This is a genomic window from Actinomycetota bacterium (assembly GCA_013152275.1).
Taxonomy (GTDB): Bacteria; Actinomycetota; Acidimicrobiia; order Spongiisociales; family UBA4744; genus BMS3Bbin01.
In genome coordinates this window covers 1-22,310 of the sequence record JAADGS010000098.1, presented here as the reverse complement: position 1 = coordinate 22,310, position 22,310 = coordinate 1, and the positions used below count along the sequence as shown (strand labels likewise).

The window sequence follows — 22,310 nt, the reverse complement described above, 5'->3', positions numbered from 1 at the left end:
CCATCGACCTCGGCTCGTCCCTCGCCGAGCCCACTTCCCCCTGAGGGGGAAGGAAAGAGGGGGCGTCACTCTTTGTCGACGAGGGCCACGAGTTCCGGAATGCGCCGGCTGAGCGCCTCACCGATACGGTCGCGAACCTCCCGGTGGAACTCGAGGTCCTTGCCTCGCGGATCGAGCACCGGCTCCCCATCGGGTCGGAGCATCTCCACCTTGCCCTCCAACACAGGGTATTTCGCCACCAGACGCTCGATCTGGCCCTGTTCCATGCAGTACACACGGGTCACCGTCTCGGCGAGCTTGCGGTTCATCCGCCTGGAGCGGTGCTTTCGCAGGTCGACACCCACCTCGTCACCGGCGGTGACGGCGAAGCGTGCCGCGCGAAGACGCGGTGGAGCGTGCGTACCCACCGAGGTCACCTCGACCCCACGGTCCGCCAATTCGGTCTCGGAGACCCCCAACGCCTCGGCGAGACGCCGCCGGGCCATGGCCGCGGCGAGCGGCGATCTGCCGATGTTCCCTGTGCAGGCAAACACGAACACCTTGCTCAACTCACATCCCCCGATCGGTGTCTACGGTTCCACGATGACCTTGAGAGCGCCATCGCGACGCTCATTGAAGGTCTGCAGAGCCGTGGCGAAGTCGTCGAGGGCAAAGTGGTGGGTGATCAACTCTCGCACCCTGATGCGCCCGTCGACGACGAGCGGAATCACGTGGCGCATCTCCCCTGCCGAGGCACGCACGCCGACGAGTTCGTATTCATACAGCACGAGGTCCTGGAGGGCGAGCTCGACCCCCGCGACCGGGATGCCCACCACCGCGATCCGACCACCTTTTCGCGCCATGGCGAGACTCCACTGCAACGTCTGGGGAACTCCCGCACACTCGAGGATGACATCCGCGCCCAGACCATCGGTCATGTTCCTGATCGCGCGAACCGGGTCTTCGGATTCGACGTCGACGGTCTCGTTGCCGAGATCGGCGGCTTTGGCGAGCCGGCCGCCCCGGCCGGCGACGATGACGCGGCCCGCACCCCTCGCTCTCGCCGCATCCGCGGCCAGCAGGCCCACCGGACCGGGGCCGATCACCACGACGGTGTCTCCGGGACGATTCCCGCCCCGATTCGCCGTGTGTAGAGCGATCGATGCCGGATCCAGGGTGGCGCCTTCGCTGAACGTCAGCGCATCGGGAAGGTGAAACACGCTCTTCACACCGTGCACCACGTACTCGGCGAAGGAACCCTGCCAGTTGTGGCCGTATTGGCGGTGCAGACGGGTGTTCCCGTAGTTCTCACACAGGTTGTAGCGGCCTTCGACGCATTTCTGACAGAAACCGCACGCGTCATGAGACGTTCCCGCGACCCTGTCGCCGACGCTCCAACCGAGAAGCTCGGCTCCAGGTCCTACCTCCACGACCTCGCCCGACCACTCGTGACCCGGTATGAACGGATACGAGGGAGGCCAGAACCCCGGATAGTCGCCACGCAGCAGGTGCGCGTCCGTGCCGCAGATGGTCACCGCGCGAACCCGGCAAAGCAGCTCGAAGGGCCCCGGCTCGGGTTGCTCGACCTCTTCGACGGAGAACCGGTTCGGTTCGGTAACGACCAGCGCTTTCATTCCCACCTCTTTTCTAGATAACGGCAAGCGGGTCGATCATCGACCCGGTTGCACCACGAATCTTGACTGGCAGAGCGACGAAGAGGAACTCGTGGATCCCCTCCGTGGCGAGCTCCTCCAGATACACGCTCTCCATCAGGTAGATGCCGGCCTCGATCAGCAGCCGGGTGTGGACCGGCTGCGGGTTGGCCGGCGTCCCCCGGTCGGGTGCCGGTTGGACCTCATAGGTCTCCGTGTCGGTTCCTGTCGCGACCACGCCGCGTTCGAGCAGCCATTCGCCGGCGGAGAGATCGGGTCCGGCGGTCCTGTGCTCGGCCATCTTCTCTCGGTCCGGCCAGAAAGCCAGGTAGCCGGTACGGATCAGGACGGTGTCCCACGGGCGAACCTCGACCCCCTCACGGGCGGCGATGGCCTCGAGCTCGTCTGCACCGATCGGCGAGCCCGCGGGCAACGCCTGGACGCCGCGATACCCGGCGGCATCGAGCAGCACTCCCCGCGTGAAGAACGGTGGGAGCTTCTCGGCGTCGCCGACCGATGGGCCCGTGTCGGTCAGATGCTCGGCGGTGTTTCCGCCGCCGTACCAGTGGTCGTCCTCACCGATGGTCATATGCGCGAGAGCATCGACATGCGCACCCGAGTGGGACGTGGCCATCACATATTCGGCCATGTAGCCGAGACCCACGTCGTTCGGAGGTCCCCACGGTTGAGCACCCTCGGCACGAATCCCCGGTGGGGTGCGGTAGTTGAGGACCTGAAACGGTGGATGGCCCGGGAAGAGAGGCATGCCCGGGAATCGTGGGGTCGCCAGCGAGAAACGCCGACCTTGCTTCACGAGTCGAGCCGCCTCGACGATCTCGGCGGCAGGCATGTTGGCGATCGGTCCGACTTCTTCGTGCACCGTCATCTCCTCTCCTCGAGTGCCCGCCACACCCGCTCGGGTGTCAGCGGCAGATCGCGAATGACCACGCCCGTGGCGTCGGTCACCGCGGACGCCACGGCCGGTGACACCGCCAGAAGGGCCCCTTCGCTGATCCCCTTGATGCCGTACGGTCCCGGACCGTCGGCGTTCTCGACCGTCTCGCCGGTGAGTTTGAGGGGAAGGTCCTTGCTCGTCGGGATCTGGTAGTCGAGTGCGCCGAGATTCTGAATCCGGCCGGACTCGTCGAGAACGATGTGTTCCATGAGCGTGTGGCCCAGACCCATGATGGCCGCGCCGTCGTCCTGTCCCTCGACCTGGAGCGGGTTGAGGGCTCGGCCGACGTCGCTCACGGTGACATGGCGCACGATGAGGATCTCGCCCGTCTCCTCATCGACCTCGGCCTCGAACGCCGTGCAGTTGAACTCGAAGAAAGCGGCACTACCACCGAGGGGATGGTCGGGTTCGACATCTTTGCGCATCTCCCCGTTCCCGACGATCTCCCCGCCCAGGCGACCGAGGCCGGACTGGAGCACATCCACCGCCGGGAGATCACGACCGGGAAGGCGAACGACACCGCGCTCGACGACGATCTCGGACTCCTCGACCTCGTAGAGACGTGACGCCATGGCGCACAGCTTTGCCTGGATGTCCCGGCAGGCGCGCAGAACGGCCGTGCCCATGAGGACCGATGAACGGCTTGCGGACGTCTGCTGATCGTAGGGGATCACCCCGGTGTCGCCCATGATGACCGAGATCCGCTCGAGCGGTATCCCGAGTTCCTCGGAGACGATCTGCGCGAAGACCGTGCGTGCACCCTGACCCATGTCGGACGTGCCGCTGAGGACGAGGGCGCTCCCGTCTGCCAGGAACCGCACCGTCGAGTAGGAGAGGCCCGTCGTTGGCCCGGATTTGAGGCCAAGGGCGAGTCCGCGGCCACGTTTGGGCACGAGAGGGGTCCCCCACTCGATCAGCTCGGCAGCCTTTCGGACGGTCTGGGACCAGTCGCCGTCGGCCGGAGTGTCGCCGGGAATGAACCTCTCACCGTGACGGGCGAGGTTGCGCAGGCGAATCTCCACCCTGTCGATTCCGAGCGCACGGGCCCCTTCATCGATGATGGACTCCCTGGCCCAGGTGATCTGTGGAATGCCGAACCCGCGGAAGGCGGTGCTCGGCGTCGTGTGCGACAGGAGTGTTCGTGCCTTGATGCGCACTGCCGGAACACGGTACGGGCCGCAGGCGAGGTAGCTCGCCTTCCCGACGACACGGTCTGCGATGTCGACGTACGCCCCGATCAGGAAGTTGGCCTCCACGTCCTGGAACGCCATCGTGCCGTCCGACAGGAAGCCGGTGCGAAACCGGACCTCCGTCGCAGCCCGTCGAACCGCCTGGAAGGTCTCGGCCAGTGTCAGGATCAGCCGCACCGGGCGCCCGGTGCGCAGCGCCATGAACGCGAGCAAAGGCTCATACTTGGGGATCTGCTTGCCTCCGAAACCTCCACCGGGGTCGGGAGCGAAGACGCGCACCTTGGCCAAAGGCAGATCCAAGAGCTCGGCGATGGTCTTCTGCAGCAGGTACGGGTGCTGGATGGAACTCCACACGGTGATCCCGTCGCCGTCGGGAGCCGCCATGAAGCCGTGCGGCTCGATCGTGAAGTGGGTGACCATCGGGAACGAGTAGGTGTTCTCGACGACGAGATCCGCCGGCGTCGCATCGACATCGCCCCAGCCGAAATCGTGTTCGCGTAGGGTGTTCGTGTCGGCGAGCGGGTCGTTCGGACGAATCGCGGGATCCTGAACGAGTGGTGATGTCGGATCGAGCGCCCCGGCCACACTGAAGACACCGCCGTCGAGCACCTCATAGTCCACGTGGACGAGGCGCGCCGCCTCCTCGGCCGCGTCTCGCGTCTCGGCGGCTACCGCCGCCACCGGCTCGCCATGGTATTTGGTCTCAGCGACGGCGAGGATCGGCCGGTCCCTGAACTTGGGGCCGAAGCGGGGAACCGGCTGTGGCAGGTCGGCGGCGGTGAGCACGAGACGGACCCCGCGAACGCGCATCGCGGCGGTACCGTCGATCGAGAGAAGCCGGGCTCGTGCACAGTCGAGGCGCACGAGCTTGACGTGGAGCACGTCGGCCAGACGGATGTCGGCCACGTACTCCTGGGCGCCGGTGACACGCCCGATCCCACCGACCCTGCGAGGCGAGCTTCCGATGACGTTGGCGCTCATCGGTCCCCCTTTTCGGCGGCGGCGAGCACCGCCTTGGTGATCTGCACGTATCCCGCGCATCGACAGAGGTTGCCCGCCAGGGCCTCGCGGACATCCTCGAGGACGGGGTGAGGATTCTGGTTCAGCAGGGCGTGGGCCGACATCAACTGGCCGGGAATGCAGAATCCACACTGCGGGGCACCCTCGTCGAGGAACGCCTCCTGCAGCGGAGCGAGCCGGCCGTCGGTTGCGAGACCCTCGACCGTCATGATCTCGGCTCCGTGCGCTTCTGCGGCCAGCATGAGGCAGGAGTTGACCGAACGACCGTCGACGAGCACCGTGCAGGCGCCACACTCGCCTTCCGTACAGCACTCTTTCGTGCCGGTGAGCTCCAACTGGTCACGAAGGACATCCAGGAGCGTGTGGTGGGGCGCCACCTCCAGCGAGCATCGCCTGCCATTGACGGTGAAGGAGATCGGAATGGTCCCTGTCTGCATCACAACCATCCCGTCAGCCGTCCAAGAGCGGCCGCAAGTGCCCGTTTGCTGAGCACCGGCAGCATCGCCTGGCGGTACTCGCGGCTTGCCCGCAGGTCGGATATGGGACGGGCCTGCGCAGCGAGATCGCTCAAGAGGTGCTCCTTCTCTTCCTCGCCCAAGTCGGGGTCTGCCAGACGGCCGCTCCGATCCTCGACGGCGAAGGCCGTCGGGCCGACGGCGCCGTAGGCGAAACGGGTGACGCCATCTCCTGCGACCAGACAGCCGACATTGACTGCGGACAGGTCCATCCCCCTCCGGCGGGCGATCCGCTCGAATGCGGCCCCGACGGGCCGGTCGGGAATCGGCAGATCGATCGACGTGACGATCTCGCCCGGGCCGAGCACCGTCTGCCCCGGCCCGACGAAGAACCGGACGAGTGGGACCCGACGCTCACCCGACTCGCTCACCACGTTCACGACCGCGTCGTAGATCATCAGGGCGGGGACCGTGTCCGCGCCGGGCGATGCGTTGCAGATGTTCCCGGCAAGTGTCGCTCGGTTGCGAATCTGGACCGATCCGACCACCGACACCGCCTCGATCAAGGCGGGGAAGGCATCCTTGACGCGTTCGTCTTCGATCACGTCGGTGAGCACGACCGTTGCGCCGATCCGCACGGCACCATCCTGCTCGGTGATCGCCGGCTGCAGCTCACCGACCCGCTTGAGATCGATGACCATGCGCGCCGACAGTTTCCCGGACCGCATACCGACGATCAGGTCGGTTCCGCCGGCGAGGACGCGGGCCTGCGAGCCGTGTTCGCTCAGCAGGCTCAGAGTCTCCGACAGGCTGTGCGGCCGCGCGTATCCGAAGGCCTGCATCATGGCGTTTCGCCTCTTCGCACGACCGACCGATCCGACGCCGGGTTGCCTGCACCCACCTCCATCGAACTCCTCTCAGATCACCTTGTCGACCTCGTCCATCAGCACCTGGGGTGTGGCGGCGCGGATGAAGAAGTACGGGAGATCGCAGAACGACTGCACGAAGCCGGCACGCTTCTTGCGGAGAGCTTCGGTGTCGACGATGGGCATCGGCCATCCGGGAGCGAGCAGCTCGTTCAGCAGGAAGTAGTTCTGCAACGAGTGCAGCGTCTGAAACTGCGCCTCGAAGGGAATCATCTCCACCATGCTGGGTGCGAAGTTGCCGTCGATCGCCGGTACGATCACGACGTCGACCTTGCTCGGCTCCTCATAGGTCTCCCACGTGGGCATCTCGCCGAAGAACTTGGTCACTCCCTGATTGGGTGCGGCCTTGTCCGCTCGTTCGGTTCCCTTGGCCCGCTTCTTCAGAAACACGTCCTTGGATCCCATGACCGCTCGTCCGGACTCGTCGATCACGGTCGTCTCCGTGGACACGAGCCGCCCGCCGCGCCTGCACGCCTCGATCTGACCCATGCTCTTGCCGTGGTTCGACTCACCGCCCAGGAAGACGATCGTCTTGTCACGATACCGCACCGCGGAAGCGTGAAACGGGTGCAGGCCGACGGCTTCCATCCGCAACGCCAGCATGGTCACGATGACCTTCTGGAGTGGCCCCTCGGCCCAGTCGCCGTCGAAGGTCATGACGTTGCCGTCGTACGAGATCGCCTTGGCGCCTTCCTGGTTCCAGACGATGCCCGGAGCGCTCAGCGTGACCTCGGGCTCGAGGCGCACATCGGCCAACCGGTAGTTGAGGAAGCTCATGTCCTCCAGCACATGGTCGATGGGGTGGGATCCGTAGACATCCACCCGCAGGCGTGCATCCCCGGCGGACATCTCCTCAGACAGTTGCAACATGATTCTGCTCCCTACTCGCGGCGCATCGGTGATGACCGCATCGTTTCTCTTCTTCTCAGACTGTTGTGAGCACTGGACCGAGACCGGTCGGCCGGCTCCGGCCCCGAGGCTCCCGGTGGTGCGACACCGCGCATCGACAGGGCGGTGTGAACGCTCAGGAGGCCAAGGCCGCTCGGCGTGCGCTCGGCTCGTGCAGGCGGCGTCGGTTGTCTCCACTCGTCGGGCTCAATCATCCCCCTCGGCGCCGGAGGTCTTCTTGCCGAACATCGATTCATCCATGGCCAGGATCAGTTCCTGGGCCTCACGGGCATGGACCCGCATGGCCTCGGCTGCTCGCTCGGGATCTCGAGCTTCGAGCGCCTCGACGATGCCGACATGGCGCTGCGTGAGCCATGTCAGGTCGGTTCCGGGGGCCATGGCGGTGACGTAGGTGCGAGCGTACGGCTCCAGCATCGACCATGTCCGCTCCAGGGTCCTGTTGCCGGATGCTCGCACCACGGTCGCGTGGAATTCGGTGTTGTTCAACGCATGGGCATGCGTGTCCCCGACGTCTGCGAAGCGCTGCATCTCGTCGATCAATGCTCGGAGATCCGCCAACACGCCGTCGTCGACACGGGTGGCGGCCCGTCTGGCGGCGAGTGCCTCCAACTCTGCGCGCACCTCCATCGCTTCCACGAGCTCGACCTTCGTCGGCCGCCGGACACGAGCCCCGCGATAGGGCTCCATGTCCACGAGGCCGAGCGTCGCCAGGTCCCGGAGCGCCTCGCGCACCGGGGCCTGGCTCGTTCCGAGCTCGCGGGCAATCCGGGTCTCGACGATACGAGACCCGGGTGCCAGCTCACCTTCGAGGATCTGCTGCAAGATCCGGTCCTTCACCTGCGCACTCAGTACGTTGCGCTCCACAGGATCCGGATGATGCCCGGTTGGAGCACTCATGTCCTGAATAGGTCAGACCCGATAACGTCTCCCTCCTTGTCTCCCTCGGAGAGGATCTCCACGACGCCAGTCGAACCGTTGACCCGGAGGCGGTCGCCCGTTCTGATCTTTTCCGTCGCCACCGAGGTCCCGATCACTGCCGGGATTCCAAACTCACGGGCAAGCACGGCCGGGTGTGACGTGAGACCACCCGCGTCGGTCACCAGGCCACTGATCTTGGTGAACAGCGTCACCCAGGCCGGGTTGGTCATCTGACACACCAGGATGTCGCCCTTGTTGACCAGGTCGAACTCGTCGACGCTGAGCACAACCTTGGCGGTTCCCTGGTACACACCCGGCGAGGCGGCCAGACCCGCGATCTGATCTTCGGCCTCCGGCTGCTCCATGTAGAGCCGATCCGGGAATCCCCAGAGGCCCAGGTAGGGGAACTCGAGCTGGGACTCGGTCGCCGTGCCGATCCAGTCCTTCGGCCGGACCGCGTAGGCGGCCTCTCGCTCGGCCTTTCGCTTGGCAATGATGCCGCGCGCATCGAAGTTCTCCGGATCGCCCATGAAGTACCGCAGCTCGTTGTACTTCAGGTAGATCACGTCGTCCGGCTCGTCGAGAACCCCCATCTTCACCAGATGCCGGCCGATGCACACCAGGACCAGCCGCACGTGGGCGTTGCTGCCCTGGTCGATGTAGAAATGATGGTCCGGCGTCAGCGGAGCCATCTTCAGGTTGATCTCGTTGGCCACTCGCATCTTCTCGAGCGCCTCACCTTCGAGACCCTCGAGCATCTCGGCCGAGGCCGCGGCGATATCCTCCGCGAGGTGCTTCACCGTGGACGGGTAGTCGTAGTCGGTCTCGAGATAGCCCTTGATGACTTCGAGCACCGGCTGGGCCCTCTCGAACCGGGTGGCGAAGATGAACTCGTGACTCCACACGGCGTGCCAACCGAACTCACGCTGATACGGCTTGAGCCGCTCTGCGATGAACGTGCGGCCCCGCTCGGATGCCTCGAGGGCTTCGAGCACCTCCGTCCCGGTGTCCTTGGCGAACATCTCCGACAACTCGGCGTCGCCCTTGATCTCCTCCTTCATCTTCCACAACGCCCCGATCGAGTCCCAGTTGCGGTCCTCGGCGGAGTTCTGCAACCGGCCCAGGAGCACCGGATCCGCCTCGCCCCGTACCTCCTCCATGACGGCCTGAAGGTTGAGCGTGGCCGAGAGCTGAGCGAAGTTCAGCATCCAGTGGATCTTCCAGTGACGGTCGTGGATGTCCATCGCATCTTCGAGGATGGTCGCCCACTCCATGAGTGGGATCTCCTCCCAGCGATCGATGCGATCCTCCAGATAGTCGAAGTTCCTGCGCATCTCGGGCACCAACCGGTCCCGCCACCAATCGGCGAAATTCTGTCCATATGTCGGCAGGACCGCACCCAGATAGGCGCCGATCTTGGAAGCGTATTCCGGATCGTCCTTGGGAACCCGCGGGTAGTACACGTTGCCGTATTCCATCGCTTCGACCTTGAAGTCCGGATCGGCCGGTACCGCGGCGGTGTAGAGATACCCGTTGACGTTCTTGGCGATCCAGTCGGAAGCGAAGGGTGTGCCGAATCTGCGGAACATGTGGTCGCAGGTCAGCCACCATCCTCCGATGTCGAAGTACATCGGGGACAACGGCTGCGGGCAGTGCAGGTCGTCGTAGACCCAGAAGAGACCCTTCTCCCCCTCGTTGTCCCAATCGATCGGGAAGTCCTCGTCGCCAAGGAACTGTTTTACGATCTTGCTCTCGTCTGCCATGTTGTCTCCTTTGCCGATCGGCGCCGGCCTCCTAGCGACTGATGCTCTTGAACCTCTTCATGTTTGCGGTCATGGCGATCTCCGTGGGCAGGCGCTCCATGCTGGATGCGCCGAAGAACCCCGCGACACCGCTCGTGTTGCGAAGGACGTACTCGGCATCCTCCGGCTCGGCGATGGGACCTCCATGGCACAAGACGATAATGTCGTCTCTCACCGCGACCGCTGCATCACGTATGCGTTGCACACGTTCGGCCGCTCCCTCGATCGTCAGGGCGGTCTCGGCGCCTATCGAGCCCTTCGTGGTCAGCCCCATGTGGGCCACGACGACGTCCGCCCCCGCCTCCGCCATCGCCTGGGCCGACTCCTCGTCGAACACGTACGGAGTCGTCAACAGGCCCTTTTCGTGGGCGAGACGGATCATCTCGACCTCGAGGCCGTAGCCCATCCCGGTCTCTTCGAGATTCTTGCGAAACGTCCCGTCGATCAGGCCGACCGTCGGGAAGTTCTGCACACCGGCGAACCCCGTCTCCTCCACCTCGTCGAGGAACTTGTCCATCAGCCGGAACGGGTCCGTGCCACACACCCCCGCCAGGACCGGTGTGTGCTTCACGATCGGCAGCACCTCGCTGGCCATGTCGATCACGATCGCATTCGCATCGCCGTAGGGCATGAGCCCTGCGAGCGAGCCTCGTCCCGCCATGCGATACCGACCGGAGTTGTAGATGATGATGAGATCCGTCCCGCCGGCCTCGGCACACTTCGCCGAGATACCGGTACCGGCTCCCGCTCCGATGATCACGCCGCCGCCGTCGAGCGTCTTGCGCAACTTCGCCAGCGCCTCTTGTCCCGTCATGGTCATGGTCCTCCTCCCCTCTCTCTTGTAGCTGTTGTGGTCAGGCTTGCGGGCGTGACGCCGCCCAGGCCCGATAGTGCTCGTCGAGGCGTTGCGCCATGGCGGTGGCGAACTCCGGGTCGTTCACATCGGTGTCCATCTCGATCACCTCGACCGAGGGGTCGAGGTGGGCCTCGAGTTCGGTGATCAGCGCCTCGTCGGCCTCCGGGTCGTAGAACACGCCCCCCTCCGTGGCGATCGCCGACACGCCCTTGAGCGGGATGAACACCGTGAGGGGGCCTTTGGCCTGGTTCAACTTGGCGGCGATCGTGCGGCCCAGCCGTGCACACTCCTCGGGAGTGGTCCGCATCAACGTGACCGTGGGGTTGTGCACGTAGAGGTTGCGGTCCTTGTACTCGTCCGGAACCGTGTTGATCGGTCCGAAGTTGCCCATGTCGAGCGCGCCGAGCGAGACGACTTGCGGTATGCCGAGCCGACCGGCCATCTCGAGCCGGTCCGGTCCGGCCGAGAGCACACCGCCGACCAGCTCGTCGACGAGTTCGGTGGTCGTGATGTCCAGGGATGCGGTGATGTAGCCGCTCTCCATGAGCGCTTCCATCGACTGTCCCCCGGTCCCCGTGGCGTGGAAGACGAGCACCTCGTAGCCGTGATCCTCCAGCCATTCTCGGGCCACGGTGACCGACGGCGTCGTCACCCCGAACATGGTCGCTCCGACGAGCGGCTTCCCCGTGTCCGCAGGAACATAGGCCTCGTGGGCCTTCGCCATACCTGCGATGCCCGCGGCCGCGTTCCCCAGGATCCTCGCCGAGATCTCGTTGATGCCCGCGATGTCGACCACCGAGTACATCATGGCGATGTCGGCCGTGCCGACGTACGGGCGGGTCTCGCCCGATGCCATCGTCGAGACCAGCAGCTTCGGCACACCGATCGGAAGCAGGCGCATCGAGTAGCTGATCAACGATGAGCCGCCCGATCCCCCGAGGCCGAGAATCCCGTCGAGGCGCCCTTGCCGGTACAGGTCCTGGACGATCACGGCGGCACCTCGCGCCATGGCCTCGACCGCCGCTCCCCTGTCGCCGGCATTCACCAGATCATCGAGACCCACTCCGGCGGCGGCCGCCACGTCGGCACGCGAGTAGTCGGTCGGGTAGTCGGGGTCGCCGAGCACCCCTGCGTTGATCACGACGACATCACAGTTCGCTTCGGCGATCCTGTCTTTCAAGAAGGCGTATTCGGTCGCCTTCGTATCGAGCGTTCCAAGCAATACGACTGTTGCCATTGTCAATCCTCGTGTTCCTGCTCTTCTCCGTGCGGGCTGACACCCAGGTACTGGCGCTGCGCGTCACGATCCGTGAGCATCCGTTCGGAGGTCGTTTCGAGTGCAATTCGTCCACCCACCATCACTGCAAGGCGGTCCGAGACGCTCGTCGCGACACCCAGGTTCTGCTCGATGAGCAGCAACCCGATTCCGTGCTCCTTCAACCCTTGCAGAATCTCGACGAGCTGATCGACGATGACCGGTGCGAGGCCTTCCGACGGCTCGTCCATCACCAGCAGACGGGGATGCAGCAACAGCGCCCGCGCGATGGCCAGCATCTGTTGCTCACCGCCCGAGAGCAACGAGGCGCCGAACGCCCGGCGGTCCGCCAGGGGTGGGAACAGTTCGTACACACGATCGAGATCCCACGCGTTGGCACTGCCCTTCCTCTGAACGAGCCTCAGATGCTCCGCCACCGTGAGGGAGGGGAACAGGCGCCGACCCTGCGGCACGTATCCCAGGCCCTGTCCGGCGATCCAGTGGGTTTTTCGGTTGGTCAACTCGGCTCCATCGAACACGATACTGCCCGAGGCCGCCGGAATGAGTCCCATGATCGCGTTGCAGAGTGTCGTCTTTCCCATGCCGTTTCGGCCGATCAGCGAGATCGGCTCGTCTCCGACCGTCAGGTCGACATCTTGCAGCACGTGGCTGCGCCCGTAGTAGACGTTGAGCGACTTGATTTCGAGCAGTGCCTCACTCATGTCCGCGCGCCCCCAGGTAGATGTCCAGGACGACCTGGTTGTCTTGGATCTTGTCCGGATCCCCCTCGGCAAAAATCGACCCGTTGTGCATCACCGTCACCCAGTCGGCCGCCTGCAGGGCCACATCCATGTCGTGCTCGATGAGAATCACGGTGATCGTCCGAGGCAGCCCTCCCAGAAGGGCCAACAGATCGGCGCGCTCACTCGGAGACAGCCCTGCCGCAGGCTCGTCGAGCAGGAGCAACCGGGGAGACGACGACAATGCCATGGCGATCTCCAACTGGCGCTGCTGCCCATGGGACAGCGAGTCGACACCTGTGTCGAGAACGGCTGTCAGCCCGACCGACTCGGCCAGTCGCTCCACCTCGGCGTGGTCACGATCGTTCTTGGTCGGGCGCCGGAGGCTGAGCCGTCTCGGTTTGACCCCCCGGACACCCAGGAAAATGTTGTCGCGAACGGTCAGTCCGCCGAAGAGCAGCGACGTCTGGTACGTGCGAGCCAGACCCATCCGGGTCCGCTTGTGCGCCGGCAGATCGGTGATCTTGGCACCAAAGAAGTAGACGTCGCCCGACGTGGGCAGGAAATCGCCTGCGATCACGTTGAAGAGCGTCGTCTTGCCTGCCCCGTTCGGGCCGAGGATCGCACGCCGCTCTCCTTCGGCGATCTCCATCGTCACATCTCGTACGGCCTGCAGCGCGCCGAAGCGACGCCCCACGCCCTGCAGGTGCAGGGCGGGGACGTTCGCTTCTGGGCTCGCGTTATCCGTCACGGACAGCTTGGGTATTCTCGAGATGGACCCTGGTAGGTCCCGTTCGGGAAGAAGAAGTCCTCAGGCTCACCAAGTGTCTGGTTCACCTGCTCGGCGACCTTGACCAGCTTGTTGTACAGCACGCCATCGGCACGTTCGGTGACCTCGGTCACGTACTCGTTCGCGATCGCGTTCTGGTTCTTGTCCACGCTGACCATGCCGGTCGGGGACTCGTACTTGAGGCCACGGAGCGCCTCACGGAAGGCCTCCTGCCCACCCGACAGGTCACCATCGACCTTTTCGAGCGCCAGCAGGGCCGCCTTGGCATCCACGTAGTAGCCATGTGCGAACAGCGACGGCAGCGGGAACCGAATCCCGGTGAGCGGGTAGTCCTTGCCCTCCTCCCAGAGGTCCTGATACGCCTTGACCCAGTCCACGTAGACCTGGTCCTGGATATCGTCGGCGATGGGACCTGCCGCAGGCGTGCCGATCACGACCTCCCGGATCCGGGGAGCCTTCGCTCCGAGGATCGACTGGTCGACGGTGATCGAACCGCCGACGAGAGGCAGATCCAGACCGAAGTCCAGCATCTGCGTCAGGAAGTTGATGGCGTCGTTGCCGCCCAGGGCGACGTACACGGCGTCGAGATCGGAGATGCCCTGGATCTCGGCGATGATCGAGCTGTAGTCCGTCTCACCGAGCGGGGTCCACAGCTTCTTCGCCACGGTGCCACCCTCTCGGCAGAACTCGATCATGAAGCCTTCGACCTGGCTGTAGGGGAACGAGTAGTCCTCGCCGAGGGTCACCATCTTGCGGTAGCCCTTTTCGTTGTAGGCATAGCTGCCGAGGCCCGCCTGCCACTGGACACCGTCGGTGCCCCAGCGGAAGAACTGCTTCGAACGGATGGCCGGATCCATCGTCGTGTCCTGCGCTGCGGACGTACCGTTCAACATCGTCTTGTCCGGTACACCTTGCATATAGCGGGCCAGGTTGATGCCCTCATCGCCGGACAGTGGTCCGATGATGATGTCCACGTTGTCTTCTTCGAACAACTTGCGGGCCTTGTCACGAGCCACTTCGGCCGTGGCGTCGGTGCTCTCGACATACACTTCGATCGGGTGGCCGGCGACGACTGCGCCTTTGCCCTCACTGTCGCCACCGAATTCGGCCAGTGCCATGTAGACACCCCGGATGCCGTCCTTGCCGGGTTCGACGAACGGTCCTTCGAGCGTGGCGAGCACGCCCAGCTTGATGACGTCACCACTCTGCTGCGTGGCAGCCGCCGTGGTACTCGTGGTTGTTGCGTTCGCAGATGGTGCGGCCGTCGTTGTTGTTGCGGTGGTGGCTCCGCCGCAGGCGGCGGCGATCAGCGCCAACACGACGAACAGGGCCAGCACTGCCCACGATCTTCTCCAGTTCTCACTCATCCGAGTCTCCCTCCTTCGGGTCGTCCCGTCACGGTCTTCCCTTGGTGTTGTCCCGTTATGTCTTCGAGGTCATGAATGCTCTGATTCCACGGTCTCCTCTCCCTCCGAAAGCACGGCGACCCCCTTGGGCGGGGCACGTCGCAGCGCCCGGCGAACACGGGCCGGGATCCCCAACAGCCCGTTGGGCGAGAGGATCAGCAGCGCGATGAAGACCAGCCCGATGATCGTGTTGAACCGTTCACGGGTGAAGAACTCCGCCGTGAAGGTATCTGCCACGTTGAAGAAGACTGCGCCGAGGAATGCCCCCTCTGCATACGCGATGCCTCCGACGACCGCAACGATCAGGATGTCGATGTTGCGGGTCAGGTCGACCACCGTCGGGGACATGTTGACCCGGTGCCACACCATCAGGATGCCGCCCAGGCCGGCGATGAAGCCGGCGAAACCGAACGCCAACACCTTGTGCAGGCCCACCCAGTACCCGAGGGAGCGCATCCGCCGAGGGTTGTCCCGTATCCCCTGTAGGGCCAGGCCGAACGGCGCCCGGCCCACATAGCGCACGAGTCCGTACACGAACGCCGCGACGACCAACGAGAAGTAGTAGAAGGGATTCGCCGACGTCAGGTCGAGTGGCCCGATCTTGGGAGGCGGCACGGGACCGATGCCCCGATGGCAGTTGAAGATCTCACAGTTCTGGTTCGCGAAGAAGAACACCAGCATCCCGAGCGCGAGGGTGATCATCAGCAGATAGATCCCCTCGGTGCGTACGGAGATGAGTCCGAAGAGGGCCCCGCCGAGCGTCGCTACCAGGATTCCGAGGACGACGCCGAGCAGCCAGCTCCCCGTCTCGTGGTAACTGACGTACGCGACCGCGTACCCGGCGAGTCCTGCAGTCGCCAGTTGGGCGAACGAGATCATCCCGCCGAACTTGACGAGGAAGATCAGACTCAGCGCGATGATGCCCATCCAGAGCGACTTGCTGGCGATCTCGGTCACCCAGAACTCGGACACGAGCATCGGAAGCAGGACCAGAAACACTGCCAGGACCACCCCGACGGCGACCCTCCAGTCCTTCAACTCGGCAACGATTCGATCCATGATCCTGCTAGGTCCCCTCTCGCGCTTCCCGACCGAACAGACCCCGCGGCCGAAGGGCCAGGACGACGGTCATCAGCGCAAACGTGACCAGGGGCGCGTAGGTGGACACGTAGGCCAGGCTGTACTGGCTGGCCATGCCGACGAGGAGGGCGCCGATTGCCGCGCCACCGAGGCTGCCCATGCCACCGACGATGACCACGACGAGCGACGCCACGAGGAACCGGGCATCTTCTCCGGGGATGATGGAGAACGCCGTCCCCCCGATCACTCCGGCGAAGCCCGCCAGGAATGCTCCGAGGGCGAACACGACGACGAACACCCGGGCGACGTTCACACCGAGGGCCGAGAGCATGTCCCGATCGTCGATGCCCGCTCGAATCGTCATGCCGAGCTTGGTTTTGGACAGGAGAAGCCACAGGAGCACCCCCAGCACGATGGCGATCACGACCAGGAAGAGCCGGTAGGTGGGATAGCGAATCCCGAGGAGGGGAATCAGCGTGGCGCCTCTGAGGAAGTCGGGATAGGGGAACTGGTAGGCGAATCCCCCGTAGCGAGCGAGCATCTGGTCGGCGATGACGATCGAGATGCCGATGGTGATCATCGCCTGTCGAAGATCCTCACCCTGCATCCAACTGAAGATCCCCACCTGCAGGATGATGCCCAGGAGCATCATTGCGAGCGCCCCGACGAGGAGCCCCAACCACCAGTTGCCGGTGGCGTCGCCAACCTCCCACCCCAGGTAGGCGCCTGCGAGATACAGTGAACCGTGGGCCAGATTGACGATGCGCATGACACCGAAGATGAGGCTGAAGCCGCTCGCCACGATGAAGTAAAGGGCGGCGAGCGTGATGCCGTTGAAGGAAGAGATCAGGAACTTGTCCAAGACACCTCCCGAGCGGGTCGGCTCTGCGTCTCGCGGCCTACGTGCATTTCGGTATCGAATCCTCTATCTTCGATAATCGATTAAATGAGAGCATACGGACTCACCTGCATCCCCGTCAACCGAAACCTTCCGGTTTCCGTTTCCTGGGAGTGCCCGACAGCGGAGCCGGGCTTGATCCAGCGCGCGCGAAGCCGACACACCGTCTGCTGCACCAGTGCCTTGGGCGATGACGCTCGGGGTGTCGATGCCGAGGCAGGAACACGTCGTCGACACGGATCGACCCGGCCCTTTCGTTCGAGTCGAGTCGTCGAGTCGATCCGGTATCGATGGCAAGACCCGCACAACGAAGGCGCTCCGGCAGGTGCATCGAGGCGCAGAACGCGGCAAAGGGCGTTCCTGGCCGGCAGAACGTCGCAACGGTTGCCGGGCGAGCCACTAGCGTGCTCGGGCATGCACCGCGCATCGGATATCGTCTTCATTCTCTGAGAGGAACACATGGACACACCTCCGAACGATGCCGTCACCATCGAGACGGCCACCCAGATGAGCCTCTACACGGCCATGGTTCGGGCCCGGTATTTCGAGAAACGGGCCTATGACCTGTTCCTGCAGGGCCTCGTCAAGGGAACCACGCACCTCGGCCTCGGGCAGGAGGCCGTCGCCGCCGGGTTCGCCCAGGCGATGCAGGCAGGCGACATGACCTATTGCACGTACCGCGGCCACAACCACACGCTGCTGCGCGGCGCCCCGATGGGTGCGCTCATGGGCGAACTGCTCGGCCGGGCAAACGGCATCTGCGGCGGGAAGGGGGGTTCCATGCACCTGACCGATGTGTCCGTCGGCGCCATGGGCTCCTATGCAATCGTCGGCGCCCACCTCCCGATCGCCGCCGGGGCCGCATGGGCGGCCAAGGTGCGCGGCACCTCGCAGGTCTCGGTGTGTTTCTTCGGTGACGGGACGACCAACATCGGTGCGTTCCACGAGGCGCTCAACATCGCTTCGGTCTGGAAGCTGCCCGTCGTGTTCGTCTGCGAGAACAACCTCTACATGGAGTACACGCCGATCGCCGATGTCACTGCGGTGCCGAACCCGGCTGCAGACCGTGCCCCCGCGTACGGTCTGGAAGGCACGATCGTGGACGGCAACGATGTCGAAGCGGTCTTCGCCACGGCGGTCGCAGCGATCGCCCGAGCCCGGCGTGGTGAAGGCCCGGCGCTCATCGAGGCCAAGACGTACCGGCACGGAGGCCACTCTCGTGCCGACCCCGGCAAGTACCGGCCGGAGGAAGAGGTCCGTGCGTGGAAGGCCAAGGACCCGATCGTCACCTATCGCGCGCTTCTCGAGAAGCGCGGAATCGCCGGCGGCCGGCTCGATCGAATCGAGGAGGCGGCCACCATCGAAGTCGACGAAGCGACCGAGCTCGCCAAACGAACGCCGGTCCCCTCCCCCGATGTACTTCTCACCGATCTCTGGGCAGATGGAGGTTCCTCATGGCGGAACTGAGCTATCGAGACGCCGTCGCACGGGGCCTCGCACAGGAAATGGAGCGAGACTCTTCCGTTGTGCTCATCGGCGAGGATGTCGCCAAGGCGGGTGGCGTGTTCAAGACCACCGCCGGCCTGTTCGATCGTTTCGGGCCGGAACGCGTACGGGATACCCCGATCTCCGAGGAAGCGATCACCGGCATGATCATGGGCGCCGCCATGAACGGGCTCCGACCGATCGGCGAGCTGATGTTCAGCGACTTCCTGGCGACGTGCTGGGACATCGTCGCCAACCAGATCGCCAAGACCCGATACATGAGCGGAGGACAGGTGTCCCTTCCGCTCGTCATCCGCACCGCCAACGGAGGCGGCGCCCGATTCGGCGGTCAGCACTCCCAGAGCCTGGAGAACTGGGCGATGGCGGTCCCAGGACTCAAGGTCGTGGCCCCGTCGAATCCGGCCGATGTCATCGGGCTGCTCGCCGCTGCGATCCGCGACCCCGATCCTGTGGTGTTCTTCGAACACAAGGCGCTGTTCGCGACCAAGGGAGAAGTCCCCGACGGGGAGCTGGTCGACACGCTCGGGACCGCACGGATTCTTCGCTCGGGCTCGGACGTGACCATCGTCGCGCTCGCCGCCATGGTCCCCAAGGCGGTCGCAGCGGCCGACCTGCTGGCGAAGGAGCAGATCTCCGCGGAGGTGATCGACCTGCGCTCCCTGGTGCCCCTCGACACCGCAACGGTCCTCGGCTCGGTCGCCAAGACGTCGCGTTTGGTGACCGTCGAGGAAAACCCTCGGCTGGTCGGCTGGGGCGCCGAAGTCGTGTCGATCGTTGCGGAAGAGATCTTCTGGGACCTCGACGGGCCGATCGTCAGGATCACCACACCGCACATCCCCCTGCCGGCAACCGACTGCCTGGAGGATCTCGCGATACCGTCGGTCGATCGCATCGTCGACACGGTGCGGACGGCCATCACCTAACTGCAGGAGTGGCATGTGAACACAATCACCCATTGGATCGACAACCGGCCCTATGAGAGCGCGTCAGGCCGCCACGGAGCGATCTACGACCCCGCGACCGGCGAGCAATCGGCGCAGGTTGCCTTCGCGACCGTCGAGGAGGTCGACCGGGCGGTCGCCGGTGCGGCGCGGGCCTATCCGGGCTGGCGCGAGACCTCGCTCTCCAGGCGCCAGCAGATCCTGTTCGCGTACCGGGAGCTGGTGAGCCGGCACAAGCAGGACATGGCGCGCGCCGTGACCCTCGAGCACGGCAAGACGCTGCCCGATGCCCTCGGTGAGATCAACCGTGGTCTCGAAGTGGTCGAGTTCGCCTGCAACATCGCTCACCTGTTGAAGAGCGAGTATTCGGAGAACGTGTCGACGGGCGTCGACACGTGGACCGTGCGCCAGCCGCTCGGCGTCGTTGCAGGGATCACTCCGTTCAACTTCCCTGCGATGGTTCCGATGTGGATGTTCCCCATCGCCATCGCCACCGGGAACACGTTCGTGCTCAAGCCGTCGGAGAAGGATCCCTCCGCGTCGATGCTCGCCGCCGAATGGTTCGCGGCCGCCGGCCTACCCGCCGGCGTGTTCAACGTGGTGCAGGGCGACAAGGTGGCGGTGGACCGATTGCTCGAACATCCCGACATCGCAGCCATCAGCTTCGTGGGTTCGACACCTGTCGCCCGCCACATCTACGAAACCGCCACGCGCGCAGGCAAGCGGGTCCAGGCGCTCGCCGGCGCCAAGAACCACATGATCGTGCTGCCCGATGCCGACATGGACCTGGCGGCGGACTCCGCCGTGTCGGCCGGCTACGGCTCTGCCGGCGAACGGTGCATGGCGATCTCGGTCATCGTGACGGTCGGAGATGCCGCCGAAAGGCTCCTTCCGAAGATCGAGGAGAGAATCGCCCGACTCGTGATCGGTCCCGGACTCGATGCCGGCTCGGAGCTCGGTCCCCTGATCACGAGAGAGCATCGTGACCGGGTTGCCGGGTACGTCGACACGGGCGTCGAAGAAGGAGCGGACCTGATCGTCGACGGTCGCGGCCTCCGCCTGAAGGGCTGCGAAGGCGGCTACTTCTTCGGGCCCACCCTGTTCGACAACGTCACCACCGACATGACCATCTACCGCGACGAGATCTTCGGTCCGGTACTCGGCGTGGTGCACACCGAGAGCTTCGAGGACGCCATCCGGATGGTCAACGAGAACCAGTGGGGCAACGGCACGGCGCTGTTCACCAACGACGGTGGAGCGGCCCGCAAGTTCCAGCATGAGGTGCTCGTCGGGATGGTGGGCATCAACGTGCCGATCCCGGTTCCTCTCGCGTTCTATTCGTTCGGCGGCTGGAAACAGTCCCTGTTCGGAGACCACTCGATCTACGGTCCCGAACACGCGCCCGAAGGTGCTGATCAGCCGTTGGCCCGATCCGATCCATCGGGGTGTCGATCTGGGATTCCCTCAGCACCGGTAGGTCGGAGGAGCGATACCTGCGTTTACTACACGGCCGGCGCCACTCGCCGGCGGTGTGTCGCTCAATCAGTGTCAGGGTGTCTGCGCGGACTCGGCGTCATCTGGCAAGGGCACGGACCGAAGGTGCACCCTCTGCTGTGCTTCAAGGACCGAGGACGCAGCCAGGGGCGTCGAGAGCCGGAGAGACCCGGCAATCATCTGGGCGACGGACCGCCGGGTCGTACTCCGTGGCAGCGTGACCTCACGCCGCCTACATGGCCGGATTCGGGAACCACCGCCTGACAAGGGAGCGTCTGACAATCCCAGGCTCATCCGGCATCGTTTTGGGGACTGGTTCCCGCAGCAGCATTGGTCAGCAGGGGCCGAAGGGGTGTGCGGCCGAGTCGCTCAACGAGCCGATTCAACAGAGGCATGACGGCGACGTTTCCGGCGGCTGCGACGAAAGCGCCGAGCGCGAGCCCGGCGAGGACATCACCCGGGTAGTGAGCGCCGACGTAGACGCGTGCGAAGGCCATGAGGACGGCAGCGATGCCGGCGACGATACCCCAGCGCCGGTTCGCGAGGAGCAATCCCATCGCGACGGCCCCGACCGCGGTGGCATGGTCGCTCGGGAACGAGAAGTCGGTTGTCTTGCCGACGAGAAGATGGACACCGGCCATCGCGTCGTATGGTCGGGCACGATCGATCGCACTGCCGATAACCTGTCCCAGACCGAGTGCGACCAGAGCGGCACCGCCGGCCCAGATGCTGCCGGCAAGTGCTCGAAGGTCGTTGTGGTGCCGGGCGTCAAGGTACGCGACCACCAGCAGGACGACAAACAGCACGATCCCATATCTCGCGTAGCCGGTGAAGAATCCATGCGCCCAACCGGTGCGGTCGGCGAGTCGGTTGATCCAGAGGAACAGCGTGCCATCCACTAGTGAAAACCCGCTTCTGTAAATGTTGCGATCGAGGGGGCGAGTCGTTCGAGGATTCGTCGTTCCGCGGGCCACGCGTCGAGGAGTGCTTGTGGTGGGATCCGTCGGGCCGTGTAGCGCAACACGAGCGCGACCACGACGATGTCATCGAGTGGTCCGATCACCGGCAGGAACTCCGGGATCAGATCGATCGGTGATAGCACCCACAGTCCGGCGAAGGCGACCGCGGCCTTCACTCGTGTCGGCACTCGTGAATCGTTACGGAGGCGGCGTGCGGTGGTCACACAGGCCGGAAGGACAGTGGCGAGATCCTTGGCCGGCCCGGCTGGGAGCCGGCGTGCGAGCGCGATCATCACCACCCATGAGGCGGCAAGCACACCGGCAGCGACAAGGACCCAGCGCAACAACATCTGCCTTCGGATGGTAACTGGAGCCACCCTGAGGTGTATCTGACTCTTTGATAGAAGTCGCCTGATTCCCAACCGCATTCATGGTCGGGTCTTGGGCGGGTTGTCTGTGTCGTAGTCGATTCGGTTCTGGTGTGCTTGTTTCATGCCGACTGCTCGTCGTCTGCGGATGGTTGCTCCTTTCTCGTCGTTGAGGCTCCCTCTACGACGAGATAGGAATCAACATCACCTA

Annotated in this window: 20 protein-coding genes and 1 pseudogene; 3 read left to right on the top strand and 18 right to left on the bottom strand. The window is 64.8% G+C overall.

All coding sequences use genetic code 11. From position 1 onward, the window contains the following. Positions 1-65: 65 nt before the first annotated feature. The 16 genes from GXP34_14900 to GXP34_14825 form a co-directional block, all read right to left on the bottom strand. Positions 66-548 (bottom strand): hypothetical protein, encoded by a 483-nt coding sequence (locus GXP34_14900; protein NOY57252.1) that lies wholly within the window; start codon positions 546-548, stop codon positions 66-68. A gap of 21 nt (positions 549-569) precedes the next feature. Continuing rightward, on the bottom strand, positions 570-1,613 hold the full coding sequence (locus GXP34_14895; GenBank protein ID NOY57251.1) for an alcohol dehydrogenase catalytic domain-containing protein: 1,044 nt from the start codon (positions 1,611-1,613) through the stop codon (positions 570-572). Positions 1,614-1,626: 13 nt separating this feature from the next. Next, positions 1,627-2,517 (bottom strand): cyclase family protein, encoded by an 891-nt coding sequence (locus GXP34_14890; GenBank protein NOY57250.1) that lies wholly within the window; start codon positions 2,515-2,517, stop codon positions 1,627-1,629. After that, positions 2,514-4,817 (bottom strand): xanthine dehydrogenase family protein molybdopterin-binding subunit, encoded by a 2,304-nt coding sequence (locus GXP34_14885; GenBank protein ID NOY57249.1) that lies wholly within the window; start codon positions 4,815-4,817, stop codon positions 2,514-2,516. The genes GXP34_14890 and GXP34_14885 overlap by 4 nt, the downstream gene beginning before the upstream one ends. Next, positions 4,754-5,233 (bottom strand): (2Fe-2S)-binding protein, encoded by a 480-nt coding sequence (locus GXP34_14880; protein ID NOY57248.1) that lies wholly within the window; start codon positions 5,231-5,233, stop codon positions 4,754-4,756. Before GXP34_14880 ends, GXP34_14885 begins: the two co-directional genes overlap by 64 nt. Beyond that, entirely contained in the window at positions 5,233-6,096 is an 864-nt protein-coding gene (locus GXP34_14875) for a xanthine dehydrogenase family protein subunit M (protein ID NOY57247.1), read from the bottom strand. The genes GXP34_14880 and GXP34_14875 overlap by 1 nt, the downstream gene beginning before the upstream one ends. A 72-nt stretch (positions 6,097-6,168) precedes the next feature. Continuing rightward, on the bottom strand, positions 6,169-7,047 hold the full coding sequence (locus tag GXP34_14870) for a hypothetical protein (protein NOY57246.1): 879 nt from the start codon (positions 7,045-7,047) through the stop codon (positions 6,169-6,171). Positions 7,048-7,272: 225 nt separating this feature from the next. Further along, a complete protein-coding gene (locus GXP34_14865) occupies positions 7,273-7,983 on the bottom strand; it encodes a GntR family transcriptional regulator (GenBank protein ID NOY57245.1) in 711 nt (236 codons plus the stop codon). Next, positions 7,980-9,767: a PEP-utilizing protein gene (locus GXP34_14860; protein NOY57244.1), complete on the bottom strand. Its 1,788-nt coding sequence runs from the start codon at positions 9,765-9,767 to the stop codon at positions 7,980-7,982. Before GXP34_14860 ends, GXP34_14865 begins: the two co-directional genes overlap by 4 nt. A 31-nt stretch (positions 9,768-9,798) precedes the next feature. Beyond that, positions 9,799-10,620: a phosphoenolpyruvate hydrolase family protein gene (locus tag GXP34_14855; GenBank protein NOY57243.1), complete on the bottom strand. Its 822-nt coding sequence runs from the start codon at positions 10,618-10,620 to the stop codon at positions 9,799-9,801. A gap of 40 nt (positions 10,621-10,660) precedes the next feature. Then, entirely contained in the window at positions 10,661-11,899 is a 1,239-nt protein-coding gene (locus GXP34_14850; GenBank protein NOY57242.1) for a UPF0261 family protein, read from the bottom strand. A gap of 2 nt (positions 11,900-11,901) precedes the next feature. Then, entirely contained in the window at positions 11,902-12,639 is a 738-nt protein-coding gene (locus tag GXP34_14845; GenBank protein NOY57241.1) for an ABC transporter ATP-binding protein, read from the bottom strand. Beyond that, positions 12,632-13,309 (bottom strand): ATP-binding cassette domain-containing protein, encoded by a 678-nt coding sequence (locus GXP34_14840; GenBank protein NOY57240.1) that lies wholly within the window; start codon positions 13,307-13,309, stop codon positions 12,632-12,634. The genes GXP34_14845 and GXP34_14840 overlap by 8 nt, the downstream gene beginning before the upstream one ends. Positions 13,310-13,404: 95 nt before the next feature. Further along, positions 13,405-14,814, bottom strand: coding sequence for an ABC transporter substrate-binding protein (locus tag GXP34_14835; protein NOY57239.1), 1,410 nt, complete (start codon positions 14,812-14,814; stop codon positions 13,405-13,407). A 69-nt stretch (positions 14,815-14,883) separates the two neighbouring features. Then, a complete protein-coding gene (locus GXP34_14830; GenBank protein NOY57238.1) occupies positions 14,884-15,912 on the bottom strand; it encodes a branched-chain amino acid ABC transporter permease in 1,029 nt (342 codons plus the stop codon). A gap of 7 nt (positions 15,913-15,919) precedes the next feature. Next, entirely contained in the window at positions 15,920-16,795 is an 876-nt protein-coding gene (locus GXP34_14825; protein NOY57237.1) for a branched-chain amino acid ABC transporter permease, read from the bottom strand. Between the two features lie 495 nt (positions 16,796-17,290). Here GXP34_14825 and GXP34_14820 point away from each other — a divergent pair, with 495 nt between their 5' ends. The 3 genes and pseudogenes from GXP34_14820 (at position 17,291) to GXP34_14810 (ending at position 20,755) form a co-directional block, all read left to right on the top strand. Next, positions 17,291-18,298, top strand: a complete 1,008-nt coding sequence (locus tag GXP34_14820) for a thiamine pyrophosphate-dependent dehydrogenase E1 component subunit alpha (GenBank protein ID NOY57236.1) — start codon at positions 17,291-17,293, stop codon at positions 18,296-18,298. Then, on the top strand, positions 18,286-19,260 hold the full coding sequence (locus GXP34_14815; GenBank protein NOY57235.1) for an alpha-ketoacid dehydrogenase subunit beta: 975 nt from the start codon (positions 18,286-18,288) through the stop codon (positions 19,258-19,260). Before GXP34_14820 ends, GXP34_14815 begins: the two co-directional genes overlap by 13 nt. Positions 19,261-19,275: 15 nt before the next feature. Next, a pseudogene (locus tag GXP34_14810) lies at positions 19,276-20,755 on the top strand (CoA-acylating methylmalonate-semialdehyde dehydrogenase). A gap of 307 nt (positions 20,756-21,062) precedes the next feature. Here the strand turns inward: GXP34_14810 and GXP34_14805 are convergent. Both GXP34_14805 and GXP34_14800 read right to left on the bottom strand, forming a co-directional pair. Continuing rightward, positions 21,063-21,671 carry a phosphatase PAP2 family protein gene (locus GXP34_14805; GenBank protein NOY57234.1) on the bottom strand — a complete coding sequence of 203 codons (609 nt, stop codon included), beginning with the start codon at positions 21,669-21,671 and terminating at the stop codon, positions 21,063-21,065. Next, on the bottom strand, positions 21,671-22,078 hold the full coding sequence (locus GXP34_14800) for a DUF1232 domain-containing protein (GenBank protein ID NOY57233.1): 408 nt from the start codon (positions 22,076-22,078) through the stop codon (positions 21,671-21,673). Before GXP34_14800 ends, GXP34_14805 begins: the two co-directional genes overlap by 1 nt. Between the last annotated feature and the right edge of the window lie 232 nt (positions 22,079-22,310).